The 24,037-nt window shown below is 58.2% G+C and carries 21 protein-coding genes; 12 read left to right on the top strand and 9 right to left on the bottom strand.

The features are described 5' to 3' along the window. Window positions 1-154 precede the first annotated feature (154 nt). A complete protein-coding gene (locus tag DWA01_RS02455; protein ID WP_136057648.1) occupies window positions 155-547 on the bottom strand; it encodes a hypothetical protein in 393 nt (130 codons plus the stop codon). A 288-nt stretch (window positions 548-835) separates the two neighbouring features. Then, window positions 836-1,666 carry a DeoR/GlpR family DNA-binding transcription regulator gene (locus tag DWA01_RS02450; RefSeq protein ID WP_114284063.1) on the bottom strand — a complete coding sequence of 277 codons (831 nt, stop codon included), beginning with the start codon at window positions 1,664-1,666 and terminating at the stop codon, window positions 836-838. A gap of 168 nt (window positions 1,667-1,834) precedes the next feature. On the opposite strand from DWA01_RS02450, the gene DWA01_RS02445 reads away from it, so the two are divergent. The 6 genes from DWA01_RS02445 to DWA01_RS02420 all read left to right on the top strand — a co-directional run bounded on the left by DWA01_RS02445 (window position 1,835) and on the right by DWA01_RS02420 (window position 10,170). Further along, a complete protein-coding gene (locus tag DWA01_RS02445; protein WP_114284062.1) occupies window positions 1,835-2,785 on the top strand; it encodes an ABC transporter substrate-binding protein in 951 nt (316 codons plus the stop codon). Window positions 2,786-2,955: 170 nt separating this feature from the next. Continuing rightward, the gene (locus tag DWA01_RS02440) at window positions 2,956-4,023 is read left to right on the top strand and encodes a quaternary amine ABC transporter ATP-binding protein (RefSeq protein ID WP_114284061.1); all 1,068 of its coding nucleotides are present in this window, start codon (window positions 2,956-2,958) and stop codon (window positions 4,021-4,023) included. Then, window positions 4,020-6,035, top strand: coding sequence for an ABC transporter permease (locus tag DWA01_RS02435; RefSeq protein ID WP_114284060.1), 2,016 nt, complete (start codon window positions 4,020-4,022; stop codon window positions 6,033-6,035). Before DWA01_RS02440 ends, DWA01_RS02435 begins: the two co-directional genes overlap by 4 nt. Then, entirely contained in the window at window positions 6,028-6,909 is an 882-nt protein-coding gene (locus DWA01_RS02430; protein ID WP_114284059.1) for a choline/ethanolamine kinase family protein, read from the top strand. Before DWA01_RS02435 ends, DWA01_RS02430 begins: the two co-directional genes overlap by 8 nt. Window positions 6,910-6,916: 7 nt before the next feature. Then, window positions 6,917-9,364, top strand: a complete 2,448-nt coding sequence (locus tag DWA01_RS02425; protein WP_114284058.1) for a GcvT family protein — start codon at window positions 6,917-6,919, stop codon at window positions 9,362-9,364. Then, window positions 9,364-10,170 carry an inositol monophosphatase family protein gene (locus DWA01_RS02420; RefSeq protein WP_114284057.1) on the top strand — a complete coding sequence of 269 codons (807 nt, stop codon included), beginning with the start codon at window positions 9,364-9,366 and terminating at the stop codon, window positions 10,168-10,170. The genes DWA01_RS02425 and DWA01_RS02420 overlap by 1 nt, the downstream gene beginning before the upstream one ends. Window positions 10,171-10,300: 130 nt before the next feature. On the opposite strand, the gene aroB is transcribed toward DWA01_RS02420, so the two are convergent. Both aroB and DWA01_RS02410 read right to left on the bottom strand, forming a co-directional pair. Beyond that, entirely contained in the window at window positions 10,301-11,413 is a 1,113-nt protein-coding gene (gene aroB / locus DWA01_RS02415) for a 3-dehydroquinate synthase (RefSeq protein ID WP_114284056.1), read from the bottom strand. After that, a complete protein-coding gene (locus tag DWA01_RS02410) occupies window positions 11,410-11,958 on the bottom strand; it encodes a shikimate kinase (protein WP_114284055.1) in 549 nt (182 codons plus the stop codon). Before DWA01_RS02410 ends, aroB begins: the two co-directional genes overlap by 4 nt. 282 nt (window positions 11,959-12,240) lie before the next feature. Between DWA01_RS02410 and DWA01_RS02405 the strand changes: the two genes are divergently transcribed. The 5 genes from DWA01_RS02405 to DWA01_RS02385 all read left to right on the top strand — a co-directional run bounded on the left by DWA01_RS02405 (window position 12,241) and on the right by DWA01_RS02385 (window position 17,596). Beyond that, window positions 12,241-13,809 (top strand): hypothetical protein, encoded by a 1,569-nt coding sequence (locus DWA01_RS02405; RefSeq protein WP_114284054.1) that lies wholly within the window; start codon window positions 12,241-12,243, stop codon window positions 13,807-13,809. Then, the gene (locus DWA01_RS02400) at window positions 13,806-14,741 is read left to right on the top strand and encodes a tyrosine recombinase (RefSeq protein ID WP_114284053.1); all 936 of its coding nucleotides are present in this window, start codon (window positions 13,806-13,808) and stop codon (window positions 14,739-14,741) included. The genes DWA01_RS02405 and DWA01_RS02400 overlap by 4 nt, the downstream gene beginning before the upstream one ends. A gap of 51 nt (window positions 14,742-14,792) precedes the next feature. Beyond that, complete coding sequence (locus DWA01_RS02395; protein WP_114284052.1) at window positions 14,793-16,091, top strand: HlyC/CorC family transporter; 1,299 nt, start codon at window positions 14,793-14,795, stop codon at window positions 16,089-16,091. Between the two features lie 220 nt (window positions 16,092-16,311). Further along, window positions 16,312-16,500, top strand: coding sequence for a hypothetical protein (locus DWA01_RS23045; RefSeq protein ID WP_114284051.1), 189 nt, complete (start codon window positions 16,312-16,314; stop codon window positions 16,498-16,500). Window positions 16,501-16,978: 478 nt separating this feature from the next. Further along, entirely contained in the window at window positions 16,979-17,596 is a 618-nt protein-coding gene (locus DWA01_RS02385; protein WP_114284050.1) for an invasion associated locus B family protein, read from the top strand. Between the two features lie 63 nt (window positions 17,597-17,659). Here the strand turns inward: DWA01_RS02385 and DWA01_RS02380 are convergent, their stop codons facing one another. From DWA01_RS02380 to DWA01_RS02365, 4 genes are all read right to left on the bottom strand, one after another. Continuing rightward, window positions 17,660-18,868, bottom strand: a complete 1,209-nt coding sequence (locus DWA01_RS02380; RefSeq protein ID WP_114284049.1) for a beta-ketoacyl-[acyl-carrier-protein] synthase family protein — start codon at window positions 18,866-18,868, stop codon at window positions 17,660-17,662. Beyond that, window positions 18,865-19,131: an acyl carrier protein gene (locus tag DWA01_RS02375; RefSeq protein WP_114284048.1), complete on the bottom strand. Its 267-nt coding sequence runs from the start codon at window positions 19,129-19,131 to the stop codon at window positions 18,865-18,867. The genes DWA01_RS02380 and DWA01_RS02375 overlap by 4 nt, the downstream gene beginning before the upstream one ends. 31 nt (window positions 19,132-19,162) lie before the next feature. After that, window positions 19,163-20,257 (bottom strand): UDP-3-O-(3-hydroxymyristoyl)glucosamine N-acyltransferase, encoded by a 1,095-nt coding sequence (lpxD, locus tag DWA01_RS02370; RefSeq protein WP_114284047.1) that lies wholly within the window; start codon window positions 20,255-20,257, stop codon window positions 19,163-19,165. Between the two features lie 152 nt (window positions 20,258-20,409). Beyond that, window positions 20,410-22,047: a L,D-transpeptidase family protein gene (locus tag DWA01_RS02365; RefSeq protein ID WP_235008400.1), complete on the bottom strand. Its 1,638-nt coding sequence runs from the start codon at window positions 22,045-22,047 to the stop codon at window positions 20,410-20,412. Between the two features lie 322 nt (window positions 22,048-22,369). On the opposite strand from DWA01_RS02365, the gene mepK reads away from it, so the two are divergent. Continuing rightward, window positions 22,370-22,936: a peptidoglycan L,D-endopeptidase MepK gene (mepK, locus tag DWA01_RS02360; protein WP_419186977.1), complete on the top strand. Its 567-nt coding sequence runs from the start codon at window positions 22,370-22,372 to the stop codon at window positions 22,934-22,936. A gap of 244 nt (window positions 22,937-23,180) precedes the next feature. On the opposite strand, the gene DWA01_RS22885 is transcribed toward mepK, so the two are convergent. Further along, a complete protein-coding gene (locus DWA01_RS22885; RefSeq protein WP_136057647.1) occupies window positions 23,181-23,732 on the bottom strand; it encodes a hypothetical protein in 552 nt (183 codons plus the stop codon). Window positions 23,733-24,037: the final 305 nt, after the last annotated feature.

Raw genomic sequence — 24,037 nt, 5'->3', positions numbered from 1 at the left:
GAGGGTTCGGGCCAGCCGTCAAATCGCGGGGTTTGGCAATGCGAACCTGGATCATACCAATATGAAGCGGTTTTCAGTGGCGGCTCAATAAGAACATGGATCACCTCTGACCAGATGTTTCATGTCAATCGCGGATTCCCTGAGTGTTTCGCACTTATTCACCATCACCAGAGACATAGATCGTTCTAAGAGGCCGGCCTAAATAAGACTCTATGAAATACAGGGAGTCTTCGGTTTTATTGAAAAGCAGCGACGCTGCTACGGGTCCGTGATACCTATATTCAAAAGAGGGGCGGAGTCCGAGCACAGGCCCATACGACCGGAAAAAACACGTCTGATATGCGTAAATTACATAGATACGGCCAATCATGCAGCCCTGCCGTCTTGGGCCGTCAAAATCAAGCTCAGCACTTGCGACACGTTCGTCAATATTTGCCAGCAGGGTCGCGTACATTTCTTTGTCGACTTTATCAGCTACATAAAAATCAAGCTTGATCAGAGCGATAAACGCTATGAGAAAAATGAAAATTTTCTTTTTCTTCGTCATCTTCGCCCCGCTGTGGGTGTCATTGTGATGAAACAACGGCATCAAATTTAAAAACTGCAAATAAATCAGTGAATTAATCCGGTCAGCTTATCGCGCTCCGGGTAAAAAACCACCCTGAAAATCCGGGAAAATTGGCCGCTGTTGGTGGCAGCAAAAAACCGCGGGATCTGTGCGTATAGCTCCACAGCCCGGGCCGCGACGACCGGTCAATTCACCAGCAGGCCTTGGAGTTCAGATCAACGAGGCTGCGACCCGGGGAAGATCACGCGGCGTGTCTGCGCAGCCATGTCACCTTATGGCACGCGTAGCCCCTGCCCTTGCGACTGTGGGCGGGCTGTCAGGCAGAACGGTGGCAATGGCATTGCGCTCCAGCATATCGGCAATGTCGCCCGCCGGTTTGATATCGGTGACCAGAATGTCAAATGAAGCCGGGTCTTCGATGGCGATTGGCGCACGCAGGCCGAACTTTTCATTGTCGGCCACCACGATCCGTGTCTGCGCACGCGCGGCGGCTTCGCGCGACAGGTCCGCTTCCTGGATGTCGTGCAACATGAAGCCCACGTCGGCATTCACTGCGCCCACCGAAAACACCGCAAACCGGACGTTAAAGCGACGGATGAAATTGATCGCTTCCAGACCAAAAGCCCCGCCGTCGTGGCGGCGCAATTCGCCCCCGGCCATAAACACCCGGTTGTTGTTGCGCGTTGCCAGGCTATGGGCCACCGCCAGCGAATTGGTGACCACATAGAGATTGTGGTGATTGCTCAGGGCTTCAGCCACATAGGCGGTGGTGGAGCCGATATCCAGAAACAGGGAATCCCCGTCGGAAATCATTTCGGCCACACGTTGTGCCAGCCTCTGTTTGGTGCCGGCATTCTGATCCATGCGCGACTGAAACGTCGGCTCGGTCACCGTCAGGTTTTCAACCAGCAACACGCCGCCATGTACTTTGCGCACCAGGGCTCGGGCTTCTAGCGCCTTGATATTGCGCCGGATGGTTTCGTCTGAAACCCCCAACCGGTTGGCCAGAAACCCGACCCGGCTGCCACCGCCTGCAAGTCGCAATTCGCGCAGGATTTCCTGCTCCCGATGGTTTGAGTGTTCTGGTTTTTCTTGCATCTGCCTGTCCAAATCTTGCCGCTCACATCGCATTTTACCCCATTTACCCACGCATAACCACATCTAAACGACTATTGGTGTGGTTTTTGTTGACAGATGAGTGGTTTTGCGAGGACCTTAGCCCTGCGGGGCGATTCCCGTGCAAAAGAAGCCGGGGAGAATGTTTTGATGACGCATATTTTGAAAAAGACAGCGATTGGCGCTGTAACCTCAGTAATTCTGGCGGGCACGGCCCTTGCGGGTGTGGAGTCTGCTGATCCGATAAAACTGACCCTGCATGACTGGTCCGGACAGTTGATCAATACGCAGATCATGGGATCGATCCTTGAGGAGGCGGGCTATAATGTTGAATATGTTCAGGCCGACTATATTGCCCAGTTCGCGGGGCTGAAAACCGGCGACCTGACCCTGGCGATGGAAATCTGGGCCACCACCGGTCAGGAGGCGCTTGATGAAGCCACCGCCAGTGGCAAAGTTGTCAATGCCGGGGAAACCGGGCTGCAGGCGATCGAAGAATGGTGGTATCCGCTTTATATGAAAGAGCGTTGTCCCGGCCTGCCCGACTGGAACGCGCTGAAAGACTGCGCCGAGGTGTTTTCAACCGCCGAAACGGCCCCTTTGGGGCGTTATGTTGGCGGTCCGGTGACCTGGGGCGGCTTTGATGAAGAGCGTGTCGAAGCTCTGGCCCTGGATTTTGAAGTGGTGCATGCGGGCACAGACGCGGCGCTGTTCGCGGAACTTGAATCCGCCTATCAGCGCCAGGCTCCGGTGATGCTCTGGGTCTATGTGCCCCATTGGGCCCCGGCAAAATATGACGGCGAATTTGTGGAATTCCCACCCTATTCTGTTGAGTGTTATTCGGATGCCGCCGCTGGCATCAACCCGGACGCCGCTTATGACTGCGGCAAACCCCGCGGCCCGATCTGGAAAGCCGCATGGGCCGGAATGGAAGATAAATGGCCCGGCGCCTATGCTGCGGTTCAGGCCTATACTCTGAACAATACCGAGATGAGCGCCATGGTGGGTGCCGTAGATCTTGAAGGTCAGGACATCGACACCGTTGTGGCCAACTGGATGGCGGACAACAAAGACCGCTGGAGCGCCTGGATCGCTGAATAGGTCCTGTCGCCACGACTGCCCCGGGACAGCATAAGTTACCGGGGCATATTCACGATTTTCCGGTCGTGGATGGCGCCGGATCCAAGCAACCCTGACTGACTTTCTGCGACGCTGAATTACCGTCCCGGTCCCAAAATAACTGCAAAGTCTCAAATACAGGTTTTCGATAAATGAACGGCCAGCCGAAACTCTCCTGTCACAATGTCTGGAAACTCTATGGTCCGGGCGCTGAAGACTATTTGCACAAAAACCCGGAAGCGACGCTTGAGCAGATCACGGCTGCGGACCTGATCCCAGCGGTGCGTGGCGCGAATATTGACATCCACGACGGTGAAATTTTTGTGATTATGGGCCTCTCCGGCTCTGGCAAGTCCACCCTGGTGCGCTGTCTGTCACGGCTGATCGAACCGACGGCCGGTGAACTACATTTCAATGGCCAGGATCTGCGCCGGGTATCAGAGCGCGAAATGATCGACATCCGCCGCCACAAGCTTGGCATGGTGTTTCAGCATTTCGCCCTGCTGCCACATTTGACGGTGTTGCAGAATGTCGCGTTTCCGCTGAGCATCCAGGGCCAGAGCAAAACCAGGGCCGAAGCCCGTGCCCGTGAGGTGATCCGGCTTGTTGGCCTTGAAGGGCGCGAGACCTATTTTCCACGGCAACTCTCCGGTGGCCAACAGCAGCGGGTGGGCATCGCGCGCTCGCTGGCGGTGGAACCGGAACTGTGGTTTCTGGACGAACCTTTTTCCGCGCTCGACCCGCTGATCCGTCGCGAGATGCAGGATGAATTCCTGCGGCTGCAGGCGCTGCTGAAAAAGACCATCGTCTTCATCACCCATGATTTTGACGAGGCCATCCGCCTGGCCGACCGTATTGCGATTATGAAGGACGGCGCAGTGATTCAGGTGGCAACTCCGGAAGAGTTGGTGCTCAATCCCGCCTCTCATTATGTCGAAGAATTCACCCGCCACATACCGCGCGCCAAAGTAATGTCGGTCGGCTCTGTCATGACCCGGTGCGAGGTGGGTCAAAGTGACAGCGCCCCGGGAGATGGTGGCCCGGGGAACGGTGACCAAGTGGCAACTATTCCTGAAAACGCGCGTATTGCTGATGTGGCCCACGCGGTGGTAAGCGCCGCCGCGCCGCTGACCGTTGTGGATGAGACCGGAAACACCACCGGCACAATTTCCAGGGAGGCGGTGATTTCGGTTCTGATCGGCCCGGGGCCGGCCCCATGAGCCCGCGTCAGATGGCCCTCCCGCGCACTGCCCTGCTGTGGAGCGGGCTTTTCATCCTGACCTGGCTGCTGAGCGCCTGGAGTAAATCACTGGCAGAGGCGATGGATCTCAGCTGGATGGTGAAGTACCCGACGGCCTGGGTCTTTCCGCTAAAAGACTACATCTCAGGCGCGATGCGCTGGCTGGTAGAAGACGCCACCTTTGGCCTGTTCACCTTTACCGACGCCACCAGAGCGCTGGCCTGGCTGATCGAAAAACCTTATGAGCTTGTCCGCGCCTTGCTGTCGTCGGGCTTTGAGCGCGGCTTCGGGCGGGATGCGGTGCAGATTGTGCCACCGCTGAGCTGGCTTGCGGTACTGGCCGGCGTGATGGCGCTGGGTCATTACGCCCGGGACTGGATCCTGGCGGCGATTGTCGGCACATCCTTTGCTTATCTGGCGACGTTCGGCCAGTGGGACTCGGCGATGATCACCCTCGCATCCGTGGTGATTGCAGTGCCAATCGGCGTTGCCGGCGGCTTGTTCCTTGGCATTCAGGCCTACCGCCATCCACTTTTCGACCGGCTGCTGAAACCTCTTCTGGACTTAATGCAGACCATTCCGATTTTCGCCTATCTGGTGCCGATCCTGTTCATGTTTGGTTTTGGCCCGGTGTCCGCACTGGTCGCCACGGTCATTTACGCCATGCCACCCATGGTGCGCGTCACCACCATGGCGTTGAAGGCGGTGGACCCTGAAATCAAAGACTTTGGCATCATGTCCGGCTGTACCAGGCACCAGATCACCTGGCGCATTCTGGTGCCCTCGGCGCGTGGCAGCCTGATGCTCGGCGTCAATCAGGTGATTATGCTGTCGCTGAATATGGTGATTATCGCCTCAATGATCGGTGCGGGAGGACTTGGTTTTGACGTGCTGTCCTCGCTGCGCCGGCTGGACATCGGCGGCGGGTTTGAAGCCGGCATTGCCATAGTTATCCTGGCCATTGCGATTGACCGGCTCAGCCAGGCGTTTGCTGAACGCGACGGGAACACGGCCCCTGTGAGCACAGAAATCAGTGTGTTGCGCCGCCATCCGCGCAGTTTCATTGTGCTCGCCGTCTTAATCCTGTCGATGAGCATCGGTCAGTTTGCGCCGATGTTTCAGACCTATCCGGAGGCGCAGACTCTCACCACCGGCGCGTTCTGGAGCGAGACGGTCAAGTTTCTCAACATCAGCTATTTTGATCAGTTTGAGGCGGTAAAGATTTTTTTCCTCAAAGGCTTCATGCTGCCGATTAAACGCTTTTTCCTCGGCATCCCCTGGCCCTGGATGATCGGGATTGTGGTGCTACTGGGCTGGAAGTTCGGCGACTGGAAACTGGCGCTGATCAACGGGTTGATGGCCCTTTTTATTGTCACAACCGGAATGTGGAGCAAAGCCATGATTACGGTCTACCTTTGCGGCGCATCGGTTCTGATTGCCTCTGTCATCGGTATCCCACTGGGGGTGCTGGCGGCAGTGAACAAGCGTGCAGGTGCCATCATTGGTGTGGTGATTGATACGCTGCAGACGCTGCCGAGCTTTGTCTATCTGATCCCGGTTGTGATGCTGTTTCGCATCGGTGATTTCACCGCGATGATCGCGATTGTGCTGTATTCGCTGACCCCTGCGGTTCGGTATACCGCCCATGGCGTCGCATCGGTCAGCTCAGAACTGATCGAAGCCGGGGTGGTGTCGGGCTGTACACGCTGGCAGATCCTGACCCGGATCCGGCTGCCGCTGGCGCTGCCAGACATTCTGCTGGGCATCAATCAGACCATTATGCTGGCGCTGTCGATGCTGGTCATCACTGCGCTGGTTGGCACAAGGGATCTGGGCCAGGAGGTCTATATCGCCCTGACCAAAGCCGACACAGGCCGCGGCATTGTGGCCGGTCTCGCCATCGCCTTTATCGCCATCATCGCCGACCGGATCATTTCGGCCAGCGCACGCAACGCCCGTATCCGCTTCGGGCTGGAGGCCGCACATGACTGAACAGGATGTAATGAAACGGATCCGGCACCTGCCTTGCTGGCAGGGCGAGATTGACGCCACACCTCTGGGCGGCGGCATCACCAACGTGAACTTTCTCGTCACGGATGCGGTGGCAAAATACGTGGTACGGCTTGGGGAGGACATCCCGGAGCATCATGTCATGCGGTTCAATGAACTGGCCGCAAGCCGCGCCGCCCATGCCGCCGGCCTGTCCCCTGCGGTTGTTTTTGCCGAAAAAGGCATCACTGTGCTGGATTATATCGAAAGCCGTACCTTCACGCCTGAAGACGTGCGCGACCCGGCAACGCTGGCGCGGATCCTGCCCCTGATCCGCAAGTGCCATCTGGAGATCCCGCAACATCTGCGTGGCCCGGTAATGATATTCTGGGTGTTCCATGTGATCCGGGATTATGCCGCCACGCTGCGGGATGCCAACAGCCCGCATCTGAGACAGCTGCCAGAACTGATGGTCTCCAACGCCAGGCTGGAACAGGAGGCTGGACCTTTTGACGTGGTCTTTGGCCATAATGATCTTCTGGCGGGCAATTTTCTCGATGACGGCAGCCGTCTCTGGCTGATCGACTGGGATTACGCCGGATTTAGTTCGCCGCTGTTTGACCTGGGCGGGCTGGCCTCAAACAATGGTCTTTCCGCGGCTCAGGAGGTCTGGTTGCTTGAAAACTATTTTGAACGCCCGGCGGAGGCGCAGCTGCTGCACCGCTACCACGCGATGAAATGCGCGTCGCTCTTGCGCGAAACCCTGTGGAGCATGGTGTCTGAGATCCGCTCTGCCATCGATTTTGATTACGCGGCTTACACGGCCGAAAATCTTGCGCGGTTCCATGCCGCGTATTCCGACTTCCAACACAGCTGAGGCCCACATGAAAAATCTCCCCGCATCGTCCAAAACAGTCATCATCGGCGGTGGCATCATCGGCTGTTCCACGGCCTATCATCTGGCAAAAATGGGCGTGGAAACAGTACTGCTGGAGCGCAAGAAACTGACCTCGGGCACCACGTTTCATGCCGCCGGTCTGGTCGGGCAGCTGCGCTCCAACGCCAATATCACCCAGCTGCTGGGCTATTCGGTCGACCTGTACAATACCATCGAAGAAGAGACCGGTCTGGGCACCGGCTGGAAAATGAACGGCGGCTTGCGGCTGGCGTGCAATGAGGAACGCTGGACCGAGGTGAAACGCCAGGCCACTACCGCCCATTCTTTTGGTCTGCAGATGGATCTGCTGACCCCAGAAGAGGCGCAGGATTTGTGGCCGCTGATGAACATCGACGATGTGGTCGGCGCCGCTTTTATGCCCACCGACGGTCAGGCCAACCCGTCTGACATCACCCAGGCGCTGGCCAAAGGCGCCCGCATGGCCGGGGCGCAGATCTTTGAAGATTGCAAGGTGCTGGATCTGGAGATCGACAAGGGTAAAATCCGGGCGGTGCTTACTGAGCACGGGCGCATTGAATGCGAAAAAGTCGTGGTCTGCGCCGGTCAGTGGAGCCGGGATTTTGCCCGCCGCTTTGGCGTCAACGTGCCGCTGGTGGCGATGGAACACCAGTATATGGTCACCGAGGCGATCAAAGACATGCCCAAAAACCTGCCGACCCTGCGCGACCCGGACCGGCTGACCTATTACAAAGAAGAGGTCGGCGGCCTGGTGATGGGCGGCTATGAGCCCAATCCGATCCCCTGGGCGACAGAGGGCATTCCCAAAGGTTTTCATTACACGCTGCTGGACAGCAATTTTGATCATTTTGAACAGCTGATGGAACTGTCGCTTGGCCGGGTGCCGGCACTGGAAACCGTCGGCATCAAAACGCTGACCAACGGGCCGGAAAGTTTTACCCCGGATGGCAATTTCATCATTGGTGAGGCCCCCGAGCTGAGCAACTTCTTTGTCGGCGCCGGCTTTAACGCCTTTGGCATCGCCGCGGGCGGAGGCGCCGGCATGGCGCTGGCGGAATGGGTGAAAAACGGCGAGCCGCCCTATGATCTCTGGTCCGCCGACATCCGCCGCTTTGGCCGGCCACATTTTGACACTGACTGGGTGCGCACCCGCACGGTGGAGGCCTACGGCAAACATTACACCATGGGCTGGCCGCATGAAGAAAACACCTCTGCTCGTCCCTGCCGCAAATCGCCGCTCTATGAGATTCTGAAAGACCAGGGCGCCTGTTTCGGGGAAAAACTGGGCTGGGAGCGGCCCAACTGGTTTGCCGATGCCGCACTTGGGGAAAGCCCCGAAGACGTCTACAGCTTTGGCCGCCAGAACTGGTTTGAAGCGGTGGGGCGCGAACATAAAGCGGTGCGCGAGGCAGCGGTGCTGTTTGACCAGAGCTCATTTGCCAAGTTTTCCCTGAAGGGCCCTGACGCGGCGGCGGCGATGAGCTGGATCGCGGCCAACAACACCGACCGGCCGGTGGGGGTGCTGATCTACACCCAGATGCTGAACGAACGTGGCGGCATTGAATGCGACCTGACCGTGGCCCGGGTGGCCGAGGACGAATATTACATCGTCACCGGCACTGGGTTTGCCACCCATGATTTTGACTGGATCCGGCGCAATATTCCGGCGGGCATGAATTGTCAGCTGTTTGACATCACCTCGTCCAATGCGGTGCTCTCGCTGATGGGGCCGCGGGCGCGTGATATTCTGAGTGCAGTCACCCGCGATGATGTATCGAATGATGGTTTTGCCTTTGGCACGGTGAAAACCATCGGCATCGCCGGCTGCCCGGTGCAGGCGCTGCGGGTGACCTATGTCGGCGAGTTGGGCTGGGAGCTGCATCTGCCGGTCGAATATGCCAGCACCGTCTATGCGGCGCTGATGGCGGCGGGCGCCGGCCACGGATTGATCAACGCCGGCTACCGGGCGATCGAAAGCTGCCGGCTGGAAAAAGGCTATCGGGCGTGGGGCTCTGACATCGGTGCCGACCACACACCGCTGGAATCCGGGCTGGGCTGGGCGGTGAAACTGAAATCAGCCACGCCGTTCAAAGGCCGCGCGGCGATGGAAGCGCAGAAACAACAAGGCGTGAAAAAAATGATGGCCGGGTTCACTGTTGAAGATCCTGAAGTCATCCTGCTGGGCCGGGAAACGATTTACCGCAACGGCGAACGTGTTGGTTGGCTGAGTTCTGGTGGATTTGGCTATACCGTGGGGAAATCAATTGGTTATGGCTATGTGCGCCACAGTGAAAGTGTTGATCGCGCTTATGTCAGCTCTGGTGAATATGAGCTGGAGGTCGCCAATACACGGGTGCCCTGCACCGTGCATATGGCGCCGCTGATTGACCCGAAAATGCTGAAGGTGAAGTCGTGATGTCGCAAGATGATCTGATACTGGCCACCGCTCAGGAGATCGCAGCGGCGGCTGCTAAAACCGCGATGGGGTATTTCCGTCACAACCCGAAGATTGAGCTGAAAGCCGACGAAAGCCCGGTGACGGTCGCGGATCTTCACATTGAAAAAGACGCGCGCGCGGTGTTGGCCCGGGTGTTTCCCGAGCACAGTATTCTGGGCGAGGAATTTGGCGCCGGCGATCTCAGCAACAGTGATCTCTGGGTGATTGATCCGATCGACGGCACCCGCTCGTTTCTGGCCGGGCATCCGTTGTTCGGCTTCCTGCTGGCGTATCTGAAAGACGGTGAAAACAGTCTGTCCGTGGTTGGCATGCCCGCATTAAATGAGGTGTTTCTGAGCCGGCGCGGCCAGGGCGCCAGCCTCAACGGCGAGCCGATAAAGGTCTCCGCCAGGACGGAGCTGTCCAAAGCGATCCTCTTTATCAACGAGGGTGAAAAGATTTTTGCGGCGGAGCCGGAGGTGCATAAAAGGCTGGTGGTCAGCGGCCAGACCCGTCGTTTTGCTTATGATTGTTACCCGCATGCGCTGCTGGCCGCGGGGCTGGTGGATGTGGTGGTGGATTACGACTTAAAACCGTTTGATTACCTGCCCTTGACCGGGCTGGTGGAAGAGGCCGGCGGTCTGATGACTGACTGGGCCGGCCAGCCGCTTGGTTTTGCATCAGACGGCCGCGTCGTCTCGGCGGCAACACCGGAGCTGCACCAGCAGATGCTGCACCTGTTGTCTGCCCGAACGACCCCGCAAGGCAGACAACAGCCCGCTTAAACACTCCGCCAACAGACCTCGGCAGGCAGTCGCTTTGCCCGCCGCAATGCCGGGAACTTTCCAACGTCAGGAAAAAAGCCGGCGCGCGGCCTGACCTGCGCAGGACAAACCAGACTGCGCTGCCCGCAAATCAGCGCGCGTCCAGCGCGTCCTGCAACACCGCGCGCACCACTTTGTAGTCCACATCTGAGGTGATAAACGCATCGCCGATCGCGCGCGCCATTATGAAACGCAGCTTGCCGTCCAGAACTTTTTTATCCTGCGACATCAACGCAAGAAGTGCATCGGCATCCGGCAGTTCACTCTCGATATCCGCCAGATCAACCTTCATGCCCATATCGCGCAGATGCGCGCGTACGCGGCTGGGGCTTTCCTGGGAACAGAGCCCGAGCCGGGCGGAGGTTTCAAACGCCAGCGCGCAACCGATCGCCACGCCTTCGCCATGCAGCAGACGCGAGGAATAACCCGTCGACGCTTCCAGCGCATGGCAGAAGGTGTGGCCCAGATTAAGCAGCGCACGATCGCCCTGCTCGGTCTCATCCCGCACCACAATATCCGCCTTCATTTCGACGGAACGACGCACTGCGTACTGGCGCGCAGCAATGTCGCCATCCGCCATCGCCGGGCCATTCTGCTCAAGCCAGTCAAAGAACTCCGCGTCCCCCAACATGCCGTACTTCACCACTTCGCCATACCCAGCGAGAAAATCACGCCGGGTGAGTGTCTCCAGCACTGTCGTATCCGCCAACACCAGAGAGGGCTGGTGAAACGCCCCGATCAAATTCTTGCCATGCGGGCTGTTGATGCCGGTTTTGCCGCCGACGGAACTGTCCACCTGGGCCAGTAGCGTGGTCGGGATCTGCACAAATCGGACGCCGCGACGCAGCACCGCAGCGGCGAAACCACCCAGGTCGCCGATCACACCGCCACCAAAGGCGACAACAACATCCCGGCGTTCAATTTTCTGCTCCAGCAGCCATTCCACCGCACGGGAAAACTGCGGCCAGCCCTTGGTCGACTCGCCCGCCGGCAGCGCCAGTGACACCATGGAAATGCCCTGATCGGCCAAACCAGCCCGCAGGGTTTCAAGATGCAGCGGCGCTACGGTTTCATCGGTCAGAACCGCAACCCGCGGCTGATGCAGGAACGGCGCGATTTCCAGCCCCGCCTGTGCGACCAGCCCTTCGCCGATCCGCACATCATAGGCGCGGTCCCCAAGCGGAACGTGGACGGTAATACTCATGATGTTTTCTCCAGTACATCCGGGTGCTCAAGCAGAGCGTCGATGACTTTTTGGGCCATCTGCTCAATGCTCAGTTCAGGTTTGGCATCGACAACAATCCGCGCATTTGCATAGGACGGCTCGCGGATATCGCAAAGCTGGCGCAGCGTTTCATGGGGATCGTCTGTCATCAGCAGAGGGCGGGTGGTTTTGTGCCGCACCCGCATCCACAGGATATCAAGATCAGCCTTAAGCCAGACCGCCACCCCCGTCTGTCCGATGAATTCCCGGTTGCGCGGCGCCAGAAACGCGCCACCACCGGTCGAAAGAATGCAGCGTTTCTCTTGCAGCAGACGGGCAATCACCTGGGATTCCTTTTCCCGGAAAAACGCTTCCCCGTCGCGCTCAAAGATCTCAGCAATGGTCCGGTCTGCAGCCAGTTCAATCTCAGCATCCGAATCCAGAAAGGGCACATCAAGCTGGCGCGCCAGCGCGGTTCCCACCGCAGTTTTACCGGCGCCCATCATACCAACCAGTGCGACAGTTTTTTTCAGTTTAAAGTCCAACCGGCACCATCCCGCGCAAAAAAATCCTTATCCCTTCAATGGCGTGATCTTATGAAAAATGCCATATATAAAATCGAATAACGGCTGACGATATAAATGAGCAGCCAACACAGGCAGGCGAAAGGCCCTCGAAAATGCGAACTCTTATTAAATGGCTCTTCAAATTAGTACTGATACTGGTGGTGCTGGGCGCAATCGCGCTGGTTGGTTACGCTTATCTGGGCGATCTGAGCCCACTGTCAAGCGACCAGCGAATCCCGGTCTCCTTAGAGGTTGACTGACATGCGCCACCTGCTGCTGGGCCTGGCTCTCGCAACCCTGCCGCTTGGGGCCGCAGCACAACAGGGCAGCACCCCCTTGTCCGCAATTGACTGGCTGTCGGACAGCCTGGCGCGGCCGGTTGTCCGGCCGCCGGTCCGGGATCCGGGTGTGTACCTCGGCGTGGACGTTGACAAAGTGGTGGCAACAGCACTGCCTGGCCCGGTTTCCGTCGCACCGCTGGATGGCCCGCTTTCGGATGCGGTCGGCTTGTTGCCACCGTCAGTAACAGGCCTGCCGGCCGGATTGTGGGGCCAGTCCGACTCTGCGACCATTGCCCGGCTGATTGCCGACCCCGGTGCCAGCGCCAGCGGGTTTTTACCGGCCACACGGGATCTGTACCGGATGTTGTTGCTGGCAGAATTAAACCCGCCAGCCGACAGCAGCCGTCAGATGACGCTGTTTCTCGCCCGGATTGATGCGTTGCTCGCAATGGGGGCTCTGGAAGAAGCCAAAGCCCTGATGGAACGGCAGGGGGCGCAACAGCCGCGGGTGTTCCGGCGCCTGTTTGACACCGGCCTGTTGCTTGGCACCGAAAACCAGGTCTGTGACCAGCTGCGCGACGGGTCCGGCCTGGCGCCGACCTATCCGGCGCGCATTTTCTGCCTGGCGCGCGGCGGTGACTGGGACGCGGCGGCTCTGACCCTTGGCACGGCCAGGGCGCTTGGATTTCTGGATCCGGATGAAGAAGCTCTGATGACCCGCTTCCTCGACCCGATCCTGTTTGAGGGCGATTTCCTGCTGCCTCCGCCCGGCAAACCCAGCCCGCTTGAATTCCGCATCTATGAAGCCGTGGGGTATTCCCTGCCCTCAGCGCCGCTGCCGCTGGCCTATTCTCAGGCAGATTTGCGCTCAAACACCGGCTGGAAAGCCCGGCTCGAAGCCTCAGAACGACTGGCGCGCGCCGGCGCTATCAGCCCAAATCAGCTTTACGGTATCTATACGGCCTATGTTCCTGCCGCCTCGGGCGGCGTCTGGGACCGTGTGGCGGCGGTGCAGGAATTTGACGCAGCACTGATATCCGGCGATGCCCAAGCCGTTTCAGACACGTTGCGCCCGGCCTGGCAAGCGATGATCAGCGTGAATCTCGAGCGCCCCTTTGCAGACATTTACGGCGCCCGGCTTTCCTTGTTTACGCTGGAAGATACCAGCGCCGCACTTGCCTTTGAGATTGGCCTGCTGTCCGCGTCTTATGAAAGCGTCGCCGCCCGCTATACTGCCAGCACAAACCGCGAGGATTTTCTGGCCGGTCTCGCCTCTGGTCAACCTGTCGCGCCTCTGCGGCTGGATCCGGTGTCCCAGGCCATCGCGGACGGGTTTTCGCGCAGTGAAGTGCCCGCCAGGTTGCAAGGCCTGGTGGACAACGACCAGTTGGGAGAAGCGATCTTGCGGGCCATTAAGCTGCTCAATACCGGTGCGGCCGGTGATTTCAACAAAATCGCCGACAGCCTGTCGTTTTTCCGCGCGGTCGGGCTTGAAGACACCGCCAGACGCGCGGCGCTTGAGCTTATGATCCTGGATCTGCGCGGATGAGCGACCACGACTGGATTTCCGCGTTTCTGGCGGCCATTGCGGCGGAACTTGGCGCCGCGAAAAACACACTCGAGGCTTACGGCCGGGATCTGCGCCATTTCTGTGACTGGATGGCACCTCGTCAGCTTCATTTTGAAAGCGCGGCCCGGGGGGACATTGAGGCCTATCTTATCGCCTGTGAGGCCGAAGGTCTGGGTCGCGCCACCCGGGCGCGCCGGCTGTCCTCAGTGCGGCAATTGTATCGTTTTGCTTTTGAAGAGGGGCTGCGCGACGACAATCCGGCGATTCAGATCAAAGGTCCTGGCCGCAGCAAAAGCCTGCCCCAAACTCTGAGCGAAGACGAAGTGGACCTTCTGCTCGCAGCGGCGCGCACCGCCGCCGGCACTGAAGTAAAACGACTGCGGGAGATCTGCCTGATGGAACTGCTCTACGCGACGGGCATGCGGGTCAGTGAGCTGGTTTCTCTGCCGGTCGCTGCGGTGCGCGGCGATCCGGAAATGCTATTGATCCGGGGCAAAGGCGATAAAGAACGTATGGTACCGCTTTCCACGCCAGCCCGCGCAGCCTGCTATGCCTGGCTGCAGGTGCGGGACCGGGACGAAGAGCTGGCGCGGCAGGAAAATCAGACACCTTTGTCGCGTTTTTTGTTCCCGGCACGCGGCAAAGCCGGCCATGTCAGCCGGGTCTGGTTTCACGCCCGGTTGAAAGCGCTGGCCGGTGTGGCCGGCGTGCCTGCCGACAGTGTAACGCCACATAAGTTGCGCCACGCTTTTGCAACCCATCTGCTGGCCCGCGGCGCCGATCTGCGCTCGATCCAGGCCATGCTGGGCCACGCGGACCTTTCTACAACAGAAATCTACACCCATGTGCTGGAAAACCGCCTTAAGGATCTGGTGTTGAGCCATCATCCTCTGGCCAGCGAAGGCAGTTGAAATCTGCGGCACGCACCCCCATAACCTATGGGATGCAACAGGATTTTTCACATGACCGAGACCAGCACTATGTTTGATACCGCCTTCTGGGTCACCGCAGGTGCCATTGTCGTATTGCTGATCCTGTCAGCATTTTTCTCCGGGTCTGAGACCGCGTTGACCGCCGCATCTCGCGGCAAGTTGCGCGCCCAGGCCGACAAGGGCTCCCGCGGGGCGAAACGCGCGCTTGGCATAACTGAGGACAATGAACGGCTGATCGGCTCGGTTCTGCTGGGCAACAACCTTGTCAATATCCTGGCGACCTCGCTGGCCACCGCCCTGTTCACCCGCGCCTTTGGAGAGAGCGGCGTTGCACTTGCCACCCTGGTGATGACGCTGCTGGTGCTGATCTTTGCCGAAGTGCTTCCCAAAACCTATGCGATCACCAATCCGGAAACCGCCGCGTCCCGGGTCGCAAGTACCATTGGCGTGGTGGTCCTGGTGTTTTCGCCCGTTGTCGCTTCGGTGCGCACGCTGGTGCGCGGCATTTTGTGGCTGTTTGGCGTGCGCACTGATCCTACCAGTCAGATCCTGGCTGTGCGCGAAGAAATTGCCGGCGCGATTTCACTTGGACATGCTGAGGGTGCGGTGGAGAAAGAAGACCGCGACCGGCTACTTGGCGCGCTGGACCTTGGGGAACGCACAGTTGAAGAAATCATGCTTCACCGCAGTCAGATCGAAATGGTTGACGCGGACCTGCCGGCCCGCAGAATCCTGCAGCAATGCCTGAATTCGCCCCATACCAGACTGCCGATCTATCGCGAGAATGTGGAAAACATCATTGGCGTTATCCATGCCAAAGACCTGTCCCGCGCAATGTACGAGGCCCAGTCCAGCGGCCCGGACGGCATTGACAGTTTTAATCTGCTGGACGTGGCGATGTCGCCTTATTTTGTCCCCGAAACCACCACGCTTGACGACCAGATGCGCCAGTTTCTGCGCCGCCACACCCATTTTGCCCTGGTTGTCGATGAATATGGCGCTTTGCAGGGGTTGATCACTCTGGAGGACATTCTGGAAGAGATCGTCGGAGAAATCACCGATGAAATGGATCAGGAGCCGGAGGCGCAATTGCGCCGCGACGAGGCGGGCGACTGGATCGTCGAGGGTGGCATGACGATCCGGGATCTGAACCGGTCCATGGACTGGTCGTTGCCCGATGAGGAGGCAAACACCGTTGCCGGTCTGGTGATCCACGAAGCCCAGATGATACCGACTTCGGGTCAGGTGTTTTCCTTCCATGGCTTTCGTTTTGAAGTCTCGGGGCGCATCGACAACCGGATCACCCTGCTTAAAATCCGGCCACTGTAACGGTATTTTCCGGTGCCGGCGCGGCGCGGGGGCGTTCTGCTCCCGGCCAGCCAGGCACAGAACGCCCGCAGAAACGCGCCATAAACAGTCGTCGACGGGTATATATTCCGGAGTCGCTGACCTGAGTTCCGCCGAAGTCTCCGGTTTTGCGGCCACAAAGTTGACGCAGGGGCAAATAAAATCCAGGACAGATTCAGCACTGGATACGCGCACGACAATCATGAATGCCGCTGCAAACATGCAAAACAATGCAGACAGTCACCGTCGCAGGCCTGTGCAGCAAGAAGTTGATATCCCGGCATATTTCCTGCCGTATGTGGTCAGCAGCCTGCTCCGGAAATTCTGTTTTCGCGCGGATCTTCAAGCGCACACGGGTCGCAATCATGCCGCCGCCGGTGTGCAGCAATGAGCCGGGATCGGACTGGACACCCTTAATTTACTGGGCCAAATCGCCACAACAACACAATATTAACGCGCATATGTAAGGATGAGACTAATCCGCCCCGGGATTTCCCGGGCTGGATTGACTTCCTCCCTGTCAGACTGGCCGCGCCCCTGGCGCGGTCTTTTTTGCTCTGCGCTCAGGCAGTGCATGCGCCGCGTCCCGCCGGGGATTTCAGATGACATCACATTAATTTCATTGAGACTGTTGACGGATCCATATTGGTGACTTAGCCTCCTCGACAATAATAAGTCGGCCCGTCCGACGGGGAGAAACGAATGGAAAAGGGTTCTGGTTTCAGGACCCTTTTTCTATTTTCTGCGCCCGCTTTGCGCGCGGTGAAGCATCGGCAGAAGCCCGCTTTGCTTTCACTTTCCAACTGACAGTTCCGGGACAGCGTGATAAAGCTGAGCCAATTGATTTCATGGCAACAAATGGACCCAGCATGACCAATATCCGGACTTCCCTGACCGCCGCAGTATTTGCATTTGGCTTCGCTGCCGCGGCATCTGCGCAGGTTTCTTCCGTAGACACCCAGTTGTCACCTGGTACAGAGGTCGCCAGCGCAGGTGCAGTTGGGCAGCCTTATATTGCCTCTCTGCAAGGCGATTGGGCGGTACGTTGTATCAAGACCGACAATGGCACCGATCCTTGCAACCTGTATCAGACACTGCAGGACGGGGACGGGAATAATGTCGCCGAAATTTCGCTGTATAAACTGCCCCAGGGTGGCCAGGCCGAAGCCGGCGCCACGGTGGTGACACCGCTCGAGACCCTGTTGAATCAGCAGATCACTATTTCGTTCGATCAGGGTACAGCCAAACGCTACCCGTTCACCTATTGTGATCCGAACAGCTGTTACGCCCGTATCGCGCTGAGCGGTGCGGATATTGCGTCAATGAAAGCCGGCGCCAGCGGCGAGTTGACCCTGGTGCCATTGCGGGCCCCCGACAAGCGCATTGGCCTGAACATTTCGCTCAAAGGTTTCACTGCCGGATATGACGCCGTGACCGAGGCCAACCATGCGCGGGACGCCAGACTGAAAGAACTCGCGGCGCAATAATCAGCGCGGTCTTGTCTTTGAAACGCCGCCTTCACCGGGCGGCGTTTTTATTTGCAAATCAAACTACACCCGGCGCAGTGCAATCACCGCATTCAATCCGCCAAAGGCAAACGCATTGGACAGGCACACCTCGACATCTGCTTCGCGTGCCTCGTTGGGCACAACGTCCAGCGCGCATTCGGGGTCGGGTTCCCGATAACCGATTGTGGGCGCGATCACCCCGTCTTTCAGCGCCATAATACAGGCCAGAAGCTCAACCGCCCCGGTGCCGCCGATCAGGTGTCCGTGCATTGATTTGGTCGAGGAGATCAACAGCTGATCGGCGCCAGCGCCAAACACATCCGAAATCGCCGCACATTCTGTTTTGTCGTTTGCGGCCGTGCCGGTGCCATGCGCGTTGATATAGGCCACATTATCCGGACCCAGCCCGGCGTCTTGTATCGCGCCGGCAATCGCCCGCGCAGCGCCCTGTTTGGACGGCATCACAATATCAGAGGCGTCAGAGGTCATCGCAAATCCGACCACTTCGGCGAGAATTTCAGCCCCACGTGCCCTGGCATGCTCATATTCTTCAAAGACAAACACCGCCGCGCCCTCGCCCTGCACCATACCATTGCGGTCGGCGCTAAACGGACGGCAGGCGTCTTTTGACATCACCCGCAGACCTTCCCAGGCTTTCACTCCGCCAAAACACAGCATCGCTTCAGAGCCACCGCTCAGCATGCAGGTCGCCATGCCGGAGCGGATCATATAGAACGCCTGCCCCATCGCGTGATTGGACGAGGCACAGGCGGTGGAAACGGTAAAACTCGGGCCTTTGAGATTATAGGTCATCGAGACATGGCTGGCTGCGGCATTGTTCATCAGCTTGGGCACCACGAAAGGGTGCACCCGGTTTTTGCCGTCCTCATAGACCGAGCGGTAATTATCATCGAGCGTGTTCATACCGCCGCCGGAATTGCCCAGGATCACGCCGGATCTCGCCGCAAGTTCACCGGTGAAGACCAGCCCGGATTGCGCCACGGCCTGTTTGGCCGCCACCAGGGCGAACTGGGTAAACCGGTCATAGAGGGCGATCTGCTGGCGGTTGAACGTTGTTTCCGCGTCCCAGCCATGCACCTGACCACCGATACTGATCGACAGCCGGTCGACATCGCGAAACTCGAGCTGAGAAATACCGCAGCGGCCTTCGGCCATCGCTTCAAAAGTCGAAGAAACATCGCCTCCGAGCGCGTTGATGGTACCAGCCCCGGTGATGACAACCCGTTTCATTGCGCCTGCCCGGCCACCAGCTTGCTGACGGCCTCAACGATGGTGGCAACAGTGGAGATATCAAAGCCCCCCTGCCTGGGATCATTGGCGTTAAACGGGATTTGGATGTCAAAGGCCTCTTCGATGGCAAAAATGCTTTCAACCAGCCCCATAGAGTCGATGCCCAGATCCTCCAAAGTCTGCTCCGGCGAAATGTCAGAAACATCCAGAACAGCCTGCTCCGCGATGATTTCAAAAACTTTTATTCTTATTGCTTCCGACATGATACGCCCCTCGCCTCATCTTAAAGCAGATTTACTCTGTGTCGCTGTGCTTTGAAACTGATTTCTGCAACCGCTCCACTTCGCGGAACAAACGCGGCAGCCGGCGCAGCGCTTTGTAACTCTCAATGTGGCTGTTCATTTTCACCGCGGGATACCCCATCAGCACCCGCCCTGCCGGCGCGTTGGACAGGATCATGGTGCCCGCGCCCGCGATCACACCACTGCCAACAGAGATATTGTCAACAACACCGACCTGACCGCCCAGAACCACACTGTCTCCGATCCGGGTCGAACCGGCGATGCCGACCTGACCACAAAGCAGGCAATCCCGTCCGATCTGCACGTTGTGCGCAACCTGAACCAGGTTGTCGAGCTTGGTGCCGGAGCCGATCCGGGTGGCTTTGACCGTGCCCCGGTCGATGGTGCTGTTGGCGCCGATCTCAACGTCATCGCCGATCTCAACACTGCCGATGGAATGAATGCGGATCCAGGACTGCGCACTGGCGTCTTTGGTATCGCCCAGCGTTTCGCGTGCGGTTTCAACTGTCGACTTTTCCGCTGTCACAAAAGAAAACCCGTCGGCGCCAATGACACAGCCAGGCTGCGCGATAATGCGGTCGCCAATACGGACAGACGCACCGATGCGAACCCCGGACAGGATCAGCGCATCATCGCCGATCACCGTATCTGCCGCAATGGAGACATGGCTGTCGATCCTGGCATTGCGCCCGATGCGCACATTGCGGCCAATGGTGACAAAGGCGGCAATCGCGGCGCCCTCCGCAATTTTGGCGCTGGCATCAACGACGGCCATCGCATGCACACCAGTTGCGATTTCGGGGCCCGCGTCCAGCATCATTGTCAGCCCGGACATGGCGAAACGGGCGCGTGGCACCAGGATTGCAGCCTCCAGCCCGAAGTCGCTATATTCGGCATCGGCCCATAGCATCGCAGCGCGCGCTTTTCCCTCAGCGAGGCCCGCGGCATATTTCGGGTCCATTGCCAGTGCCAGTTGGGTTTCTGTCGCGTCCGCAGGTTCCGCCGCGCCGCTGACCCGGAGGCTGGTATCACCGACAGCTACAGCGCCAAGGGCCTGTGATATCTCGCCAATTGAAAACTGTGCCATATTGCCCTCGGGCCTGAAGAATTTGCTGGCTCACTGATAGGTGGTTTTGCTGCGGCTGAAAAGACCGCACCGTCAGGCGTTCCAGTAACAACACAGGCATAAATGAGTCCGGGGGCCTGAGCCCCCGGGATATGTCGTAAATATTGGCCGGTTCAGCTGTTGATCGCCCGGATGCGCACACCCGCGTTTTGCAGCGCGTTAAAGATTTTGGCGTCGCGCCCATACACGTCACGGCGGTATTCCATGCCACCACGGGGTTTGCTGATCGCGGTGCGGTAGATGATATGTACCGGCACATGCTGTTTCAGTGGCACCACGGCTTCACGACCGGTGCGCAGGAGAGCCTGGAATTCGCCCTCCGGATCCTGGCTTTGCGGCGCCAGCAGCGCATAGGCAAACCCAAACGGATCAGCCAGCCGGATACAGCCATGGCTGAAGTCACGTCTTTCCCGCCCGAACAGGCTTTTGGCAGGCGTATCATGCAGATAGATATTGAATCTGTTAGGCAGCATGAACTTCACCAGCCCAAGCGCATTGCGCCCGGACGGCGCTTGTTTCAGGCTGAACGGAAAGTCAGCGCGGGTGTATTGGTTGAAATCCACTTCAGAGCGGCTTACCACCCGGCCCTGCCGGTCGTACATGTCCAGGAACGAGACCGCACCGGGATCCTGCTGCAATTGCGGCAGGTATTCTTTCACCGTGATCGAACGAGGCACATTCCAGGTCGGGTTGATGACCATATGTTCCATCTCGTCGGAGAATTCAGGGCTGCGACGGTCCGGGACATTTTTGCCCACAACCGAGCGGGTGCGGAAGGTTACCACGCCATCGTCGATGATTTTGGTGGTGAAATCCGCAAGATTGACCCAGATGTAGCGTTTGCCAAGATCCATATTGATCCAGCGTTCGCGCTCCATCGCGACCAGAACAGAGGCGAGACGCTGTTCAACACTGACGTTTAATTCACCCAGGGTGCCCTTGCCTGCGACACCATCAACCGCCAGCCCGTGGTCCCGCTGAAAGGTCTGTACCGCCGTCTGAATACTGCCATCATAGCTCGCCACCGCAGAGCGTCTCATATAGCCCATCGCGATCAGACGGTTGCGCAGGATCAGAACCGCATTGCCCGTCGCCCCCGGTTTCAGCGCCCCGGCCGGAATCAATTGCCCCCAGCCACCAGATGCCAGCAGCTTTTCAAGCTTCATCTTTTCTTTCATCAAGCGCGCATATTCGGGCGAAGACGGCGCCAGCCGGCGCATAAAATTTGCCGGCGAAGATTTGACAAACGCAGCCAGAACCGATTTGCGGCCCCGCAGCGGCACTTTGCGGGCGATGCCGGCGTCAACGCGGGCCGGCGTCAATATTCCGGTCTGAATATCCCGGGCGTAGCGCAGGAACAATTTGCTCAGCTCAACTTCAATACGTCCCAGGTCCCGGTCCGATTTCACCGCCCGTAAGTTAGCTTTCAGCAGGTTGACGTCATATCCGGGCAGGCCGTGATCCCGCGACGCATTCAACGCTTTCAGCAACGCCTTGCGTCGTGAGCGGAATTTGCCGCCACGTCCGGTCCAGACCGGCTGATAGCCGGCTTCCTTATAATAGACGGACAGCGCCTTGTCGCCTGCGGCCGCTTCAGCGACAGCTTGCATGAAGCCGGTTACTTCGCTCTGGCTCTGGCTCTGGCTCTGGCTCTGGGCCATGCCCGGCTGAGCATTCAGAGAGAGGACCGCGACACCGATCAACGCGGCCATCAGAGAGATCATCTTCAGACGCAGAAACAATATACGCATTTCGTCCTCACACTGCTTGTACAACACACCTGGGCCTGGCCCATTCCAGCATATATTAAACGGGGAAAGTTTACACTTCTTCGACATAAATCAGTTTTTCGGCACTATTCCGGCGGATTTGCCACAGTGCGTTAAGCATAATGCGAAGCAGATTGCGCAAAATTTTGCCTATTTTGGCCGATATCCGCACAGCCAGGGAATCGCATCTTTGTTTGATTAACAAACCATGTCATAAGACGGACACACCTTCGGGATGAGGTGGCAGGTAAAGCCGCATCAATAGTGGCACACAGGTAGCGACGGGACTCGCGAAAAGAAGATGATGAGCAATAAAACTATGGGTTTCACACGGCGCGGCCTGCTGGGCGCTTTCGCGGCAACAGCGGTTGTTTCGGCGCCAACATTCTCCTCTGCAGCAGGGTTCCTGCGCGGCGGCGGAGACATTCGCCGCATCTCCATGTATTCCGGGCGGACCGGCGAAAGCCTTAACACTGTGTATTGGATCGACGGAAAATACATCAAAGAAGCGCTGAAAGAAGTTAACTACTTTATGCGCGACTGGCGCACCGGGACCTCCATCGATATCGACACCCGCACGCTCGATATTATGGCAGCTTCTCTGTCCCTGATGGACACCAGCGAACCCTATCTGATGCTGTCGGGTTACCGCTCCCCCAAAACCAACGCCATGTTGCGGCGCAACTCGCGCGGCGTCGCCAAGAACTCGCTGCACATGAAGGGCCAGGCCGCTGATCTGCGTCTGAAATCGCGTTCCGTCACGCAGATGGCCCAAGCAGCCCGGGCGGTTTCCGCCGGTGGTGTCGGCAAATATCGCGGCTCCAACTTCGTCCATATGGACAGTGGCCCGGTCCGCACCTGGAACGGTTAAATCCGACTTACAACAATGCTATTGCGTCGCACGCGCGACCGGCTGGCCTGACTGGTTTCCGGCCGCCTGATATTGCCGGACTAAGTTAAATCCAAAAATTGCGATCTGTCCGGGCTGGCCCCGCGTTGAGCAGGCAAGCCGGCAAAACGCCGGACAGAGGTATAACTGGACACCGCCTCACGGCAGCCGGATGCGGTGTTCCCTGGCGGCACCGCAAGACTATGATGAATTCACTGATTGCCCGTCAGGGTTTGCATTGAGTTGAACACTTGCAATGAAACTGAAACGCCTCCAGTGCATCTTGAGCATTGTCCTTCTGCACATCAGTAACGCCCTTTCTGGCTGGTTTACATATGATCCCATACCCCCCGCCCCTGTACGTCATGAATGCCGGTCCGCAGGTGCTTCTTGCCTCGCCTCCTGGTGGGAGCACCTTCCAGGCATCCCCTGACCGGAAACTGGTGCACACTGCATTCACATCCGTTTGCGCGAGAATGATTTGTTCGCCCGGAGCAAAAAGAGTATTTGCTGAAAAGCCGCCCGAATTACCAAGACGTCCCAAGACATCTTGAATCCAGCTCTCAGACGCTTCAGCGGAGACTGTGTCGCTCTGTGCAGAGGTGACAGGAGTGTCCGCAAATGCACGATCAACGGGCGAAATCAACAACACAGCAAACAGCACGGCCGCGGAAAGTTTAGCAAGCTGGCGCGCCCCTGGTGGCCTTTCAGACTGGACACCTGTGGCCCGGCTCGACGCGCTGACGCCCTCACCAAAATCAAATTTTCCATTCAGCATTTTATGTCCTTTCTTCGGTAATTCCTTTCTGCTCCCTCAATTTGCGCTGTTTGATTGCCCGGCTCTCAGTTCTCTGGCGGCGCAGCTGTTCGCATTTCAGAAATTTTCATTTCCCTGGCAAACAATGGCGTCACCACTGATTATTGCATAAATCGCCATATTTTTCGACTACCGGACCGCTATGCAAAAAAACTCGTGAGGCGTGCGGTCCAGACATGCAGCGTCATGTTGAACTGGCGCGTCGCTGAAATGCACGAAGGTCGCGGTTCAGGATTTCCGTCAGCACGGGCCCCTTGCAAGGGCAA

It is taken from the genome of Candidatus Halocynthiibacter alkanivorans, assembly GCF_003333265.1.
Lineage (GTDB): Bacteria > Pseudomonadota > Alphaproteobacteria > Rhodobacterales > Rhodobacteraceae > Halocyntiibacter_A > Halocyntiibacter_A alkanivorans.
Note: the sequence above shows the minus strand (reverse complement) of the source record. Positions and strands in the feature narration are given on the sequence as shown.

Excerpts from the sequence above, each read along its gene's own strand:
- DWA01_RS02455 (WP_136057648.1), bottom strand. The coding sequence starts at position 547 with ATGACGAAGAAAAAGAAAATTTTCATTTTTCTCATAGCGTTTATCGCT.
- DWA01_RS02450 (WP_114284063.1), bottom strand. The coding sequence starts at position 1,666 with ATGCAAGAAAAACCAGAACACTCAAACCATCGGGAGCAGGAAATCCTG.
- DWA01_RS02445 (WP_114284062.1), top strand. The coding sequence starts at position 1,835 with ATGACGCATATTTTGAAAAAGACAGCGATTGGCGCTGTAACCTCAGTA.
- DWA01_RS02440 (WP_114284061.1), top strand. The coding sequence starts at position 2,956 with ATGAACGGCCAGCCGAAACTCTCCTGTCACAATGTCTGGAAACTCTAT.
- DWA01_RS02435 (WP_114284060.1), top strand. The coding sequence starts at position 4,020 with ATGAGCCCGCGTCAGATGGCCCTCCCGCGCACTGCCCTGCTGTGGAGC.
- DWA01_RS02430 (WP_114284059.1), top strand. The coding sequence starts at position 6,028 with ATGACTGAACAGGATGTAATGAAACGGATCCGGCACCTGCCTTGCTGG.
- DWA01_RS02425 (WP_114284058.1), top strand. The coding sequence starts at position 6,917 with ATGAAAAATCTCCCCGCATCGTCCAAAACAGTCATCATCGGCGGTGGC.
- DWA01_RS02420 (WP_114284057.1), top strand. The coding sequence starts at position 9,364 with ATGTCGCAAGATGATCTGATACTGGCCACCGCTCAGGAGATCGCAGCG.
- aroB (WP_114284056.1), bottom strand. The coding sequence starts at position 11,413 with ATGAGTATTACCGTCCACGTTCCGCTTGGGGACCGCGCCTATGATGTG.
- DWA01_RS02405 (WP_114284054.1), top strand. The coding sequence starts at position 12,241 with ATGCGCCACCTGCTGCTGGGCCTGGCTCTCGCAACCCTGCCGCTTGGG.
- DWA01_RS02400 (WP_114284053.1), top strand. The coding sequence starts at position 13,806 with ATGAGCGACCACGACTGGATTTCCGCGTTTCTGGCGGCCATTGCGGCG.
- DWA01_RS02395 (WP_114284052.1), top strand. The coding sequence starts at position 14,793 with ATGACCGAGACCAGCACTATGTTTGATACCGCCTTCTGGGTCACCGCA.
- DWA01_RS23045 (WP_114284051.1), top strand. The coding sequence starts at position 16,312 with ATGAATGCCGCTGCAAACATGCAAAACAATGCAGACAGTCACCGTCGC.
- DWA01_RS02385 (WP_114284050.1), top strand. The coding sequence starts at position 16,979 with ATGACCAATATCCGGACTTCCCTGACCGCCGCAGTATTTGCATTTGGC.
- DWA01_RS02380 (WP_114284049.1), bottom strand. The coding sequence starts at position 18,868 with ATGAAACGGGTTGTCATCACCGGGGCTGGTACCATCAACGCGCTCGGA.
- DWA01_RS02375 (WP_114284048.1), bottom strand. The coding sequence starts at position 19,131 with ATGTCGGAAGCAATAAGAATAAAAGTTTTTGAAATCATCGCGGAGCAG.
- lpxD (WP_114284047.1), bottom strand. The coding sequence starts at position 20,257 with ATGGCACAGTTTTCAATTGGCGAGATATCACAGGCCCTTGGCGCTGTA.
- DWA01_RS02365 (WP_235008400.1), bottom strand. The coding sequence starts at position 22,047 with ATGCGTATATTGTTTCTGCGTCTGAAGATGATCTCTCTGATGGCCGCG.
- mepK (WP_419186977.1), top strand. The coding sequence starts at position 22,370 with ATGAGCAATAAAACTATGGGTTTCACACGGCGCGGCCTGCTGGGCGCT.
- DWA01_RS22885 (WP_136057647.1), bottom strand. The coding sequence starts at position 23,732 with ATGCTGAATGGAAAATTTGATTTTGGTGAGGGCGTCAGCGCGTCGAGC.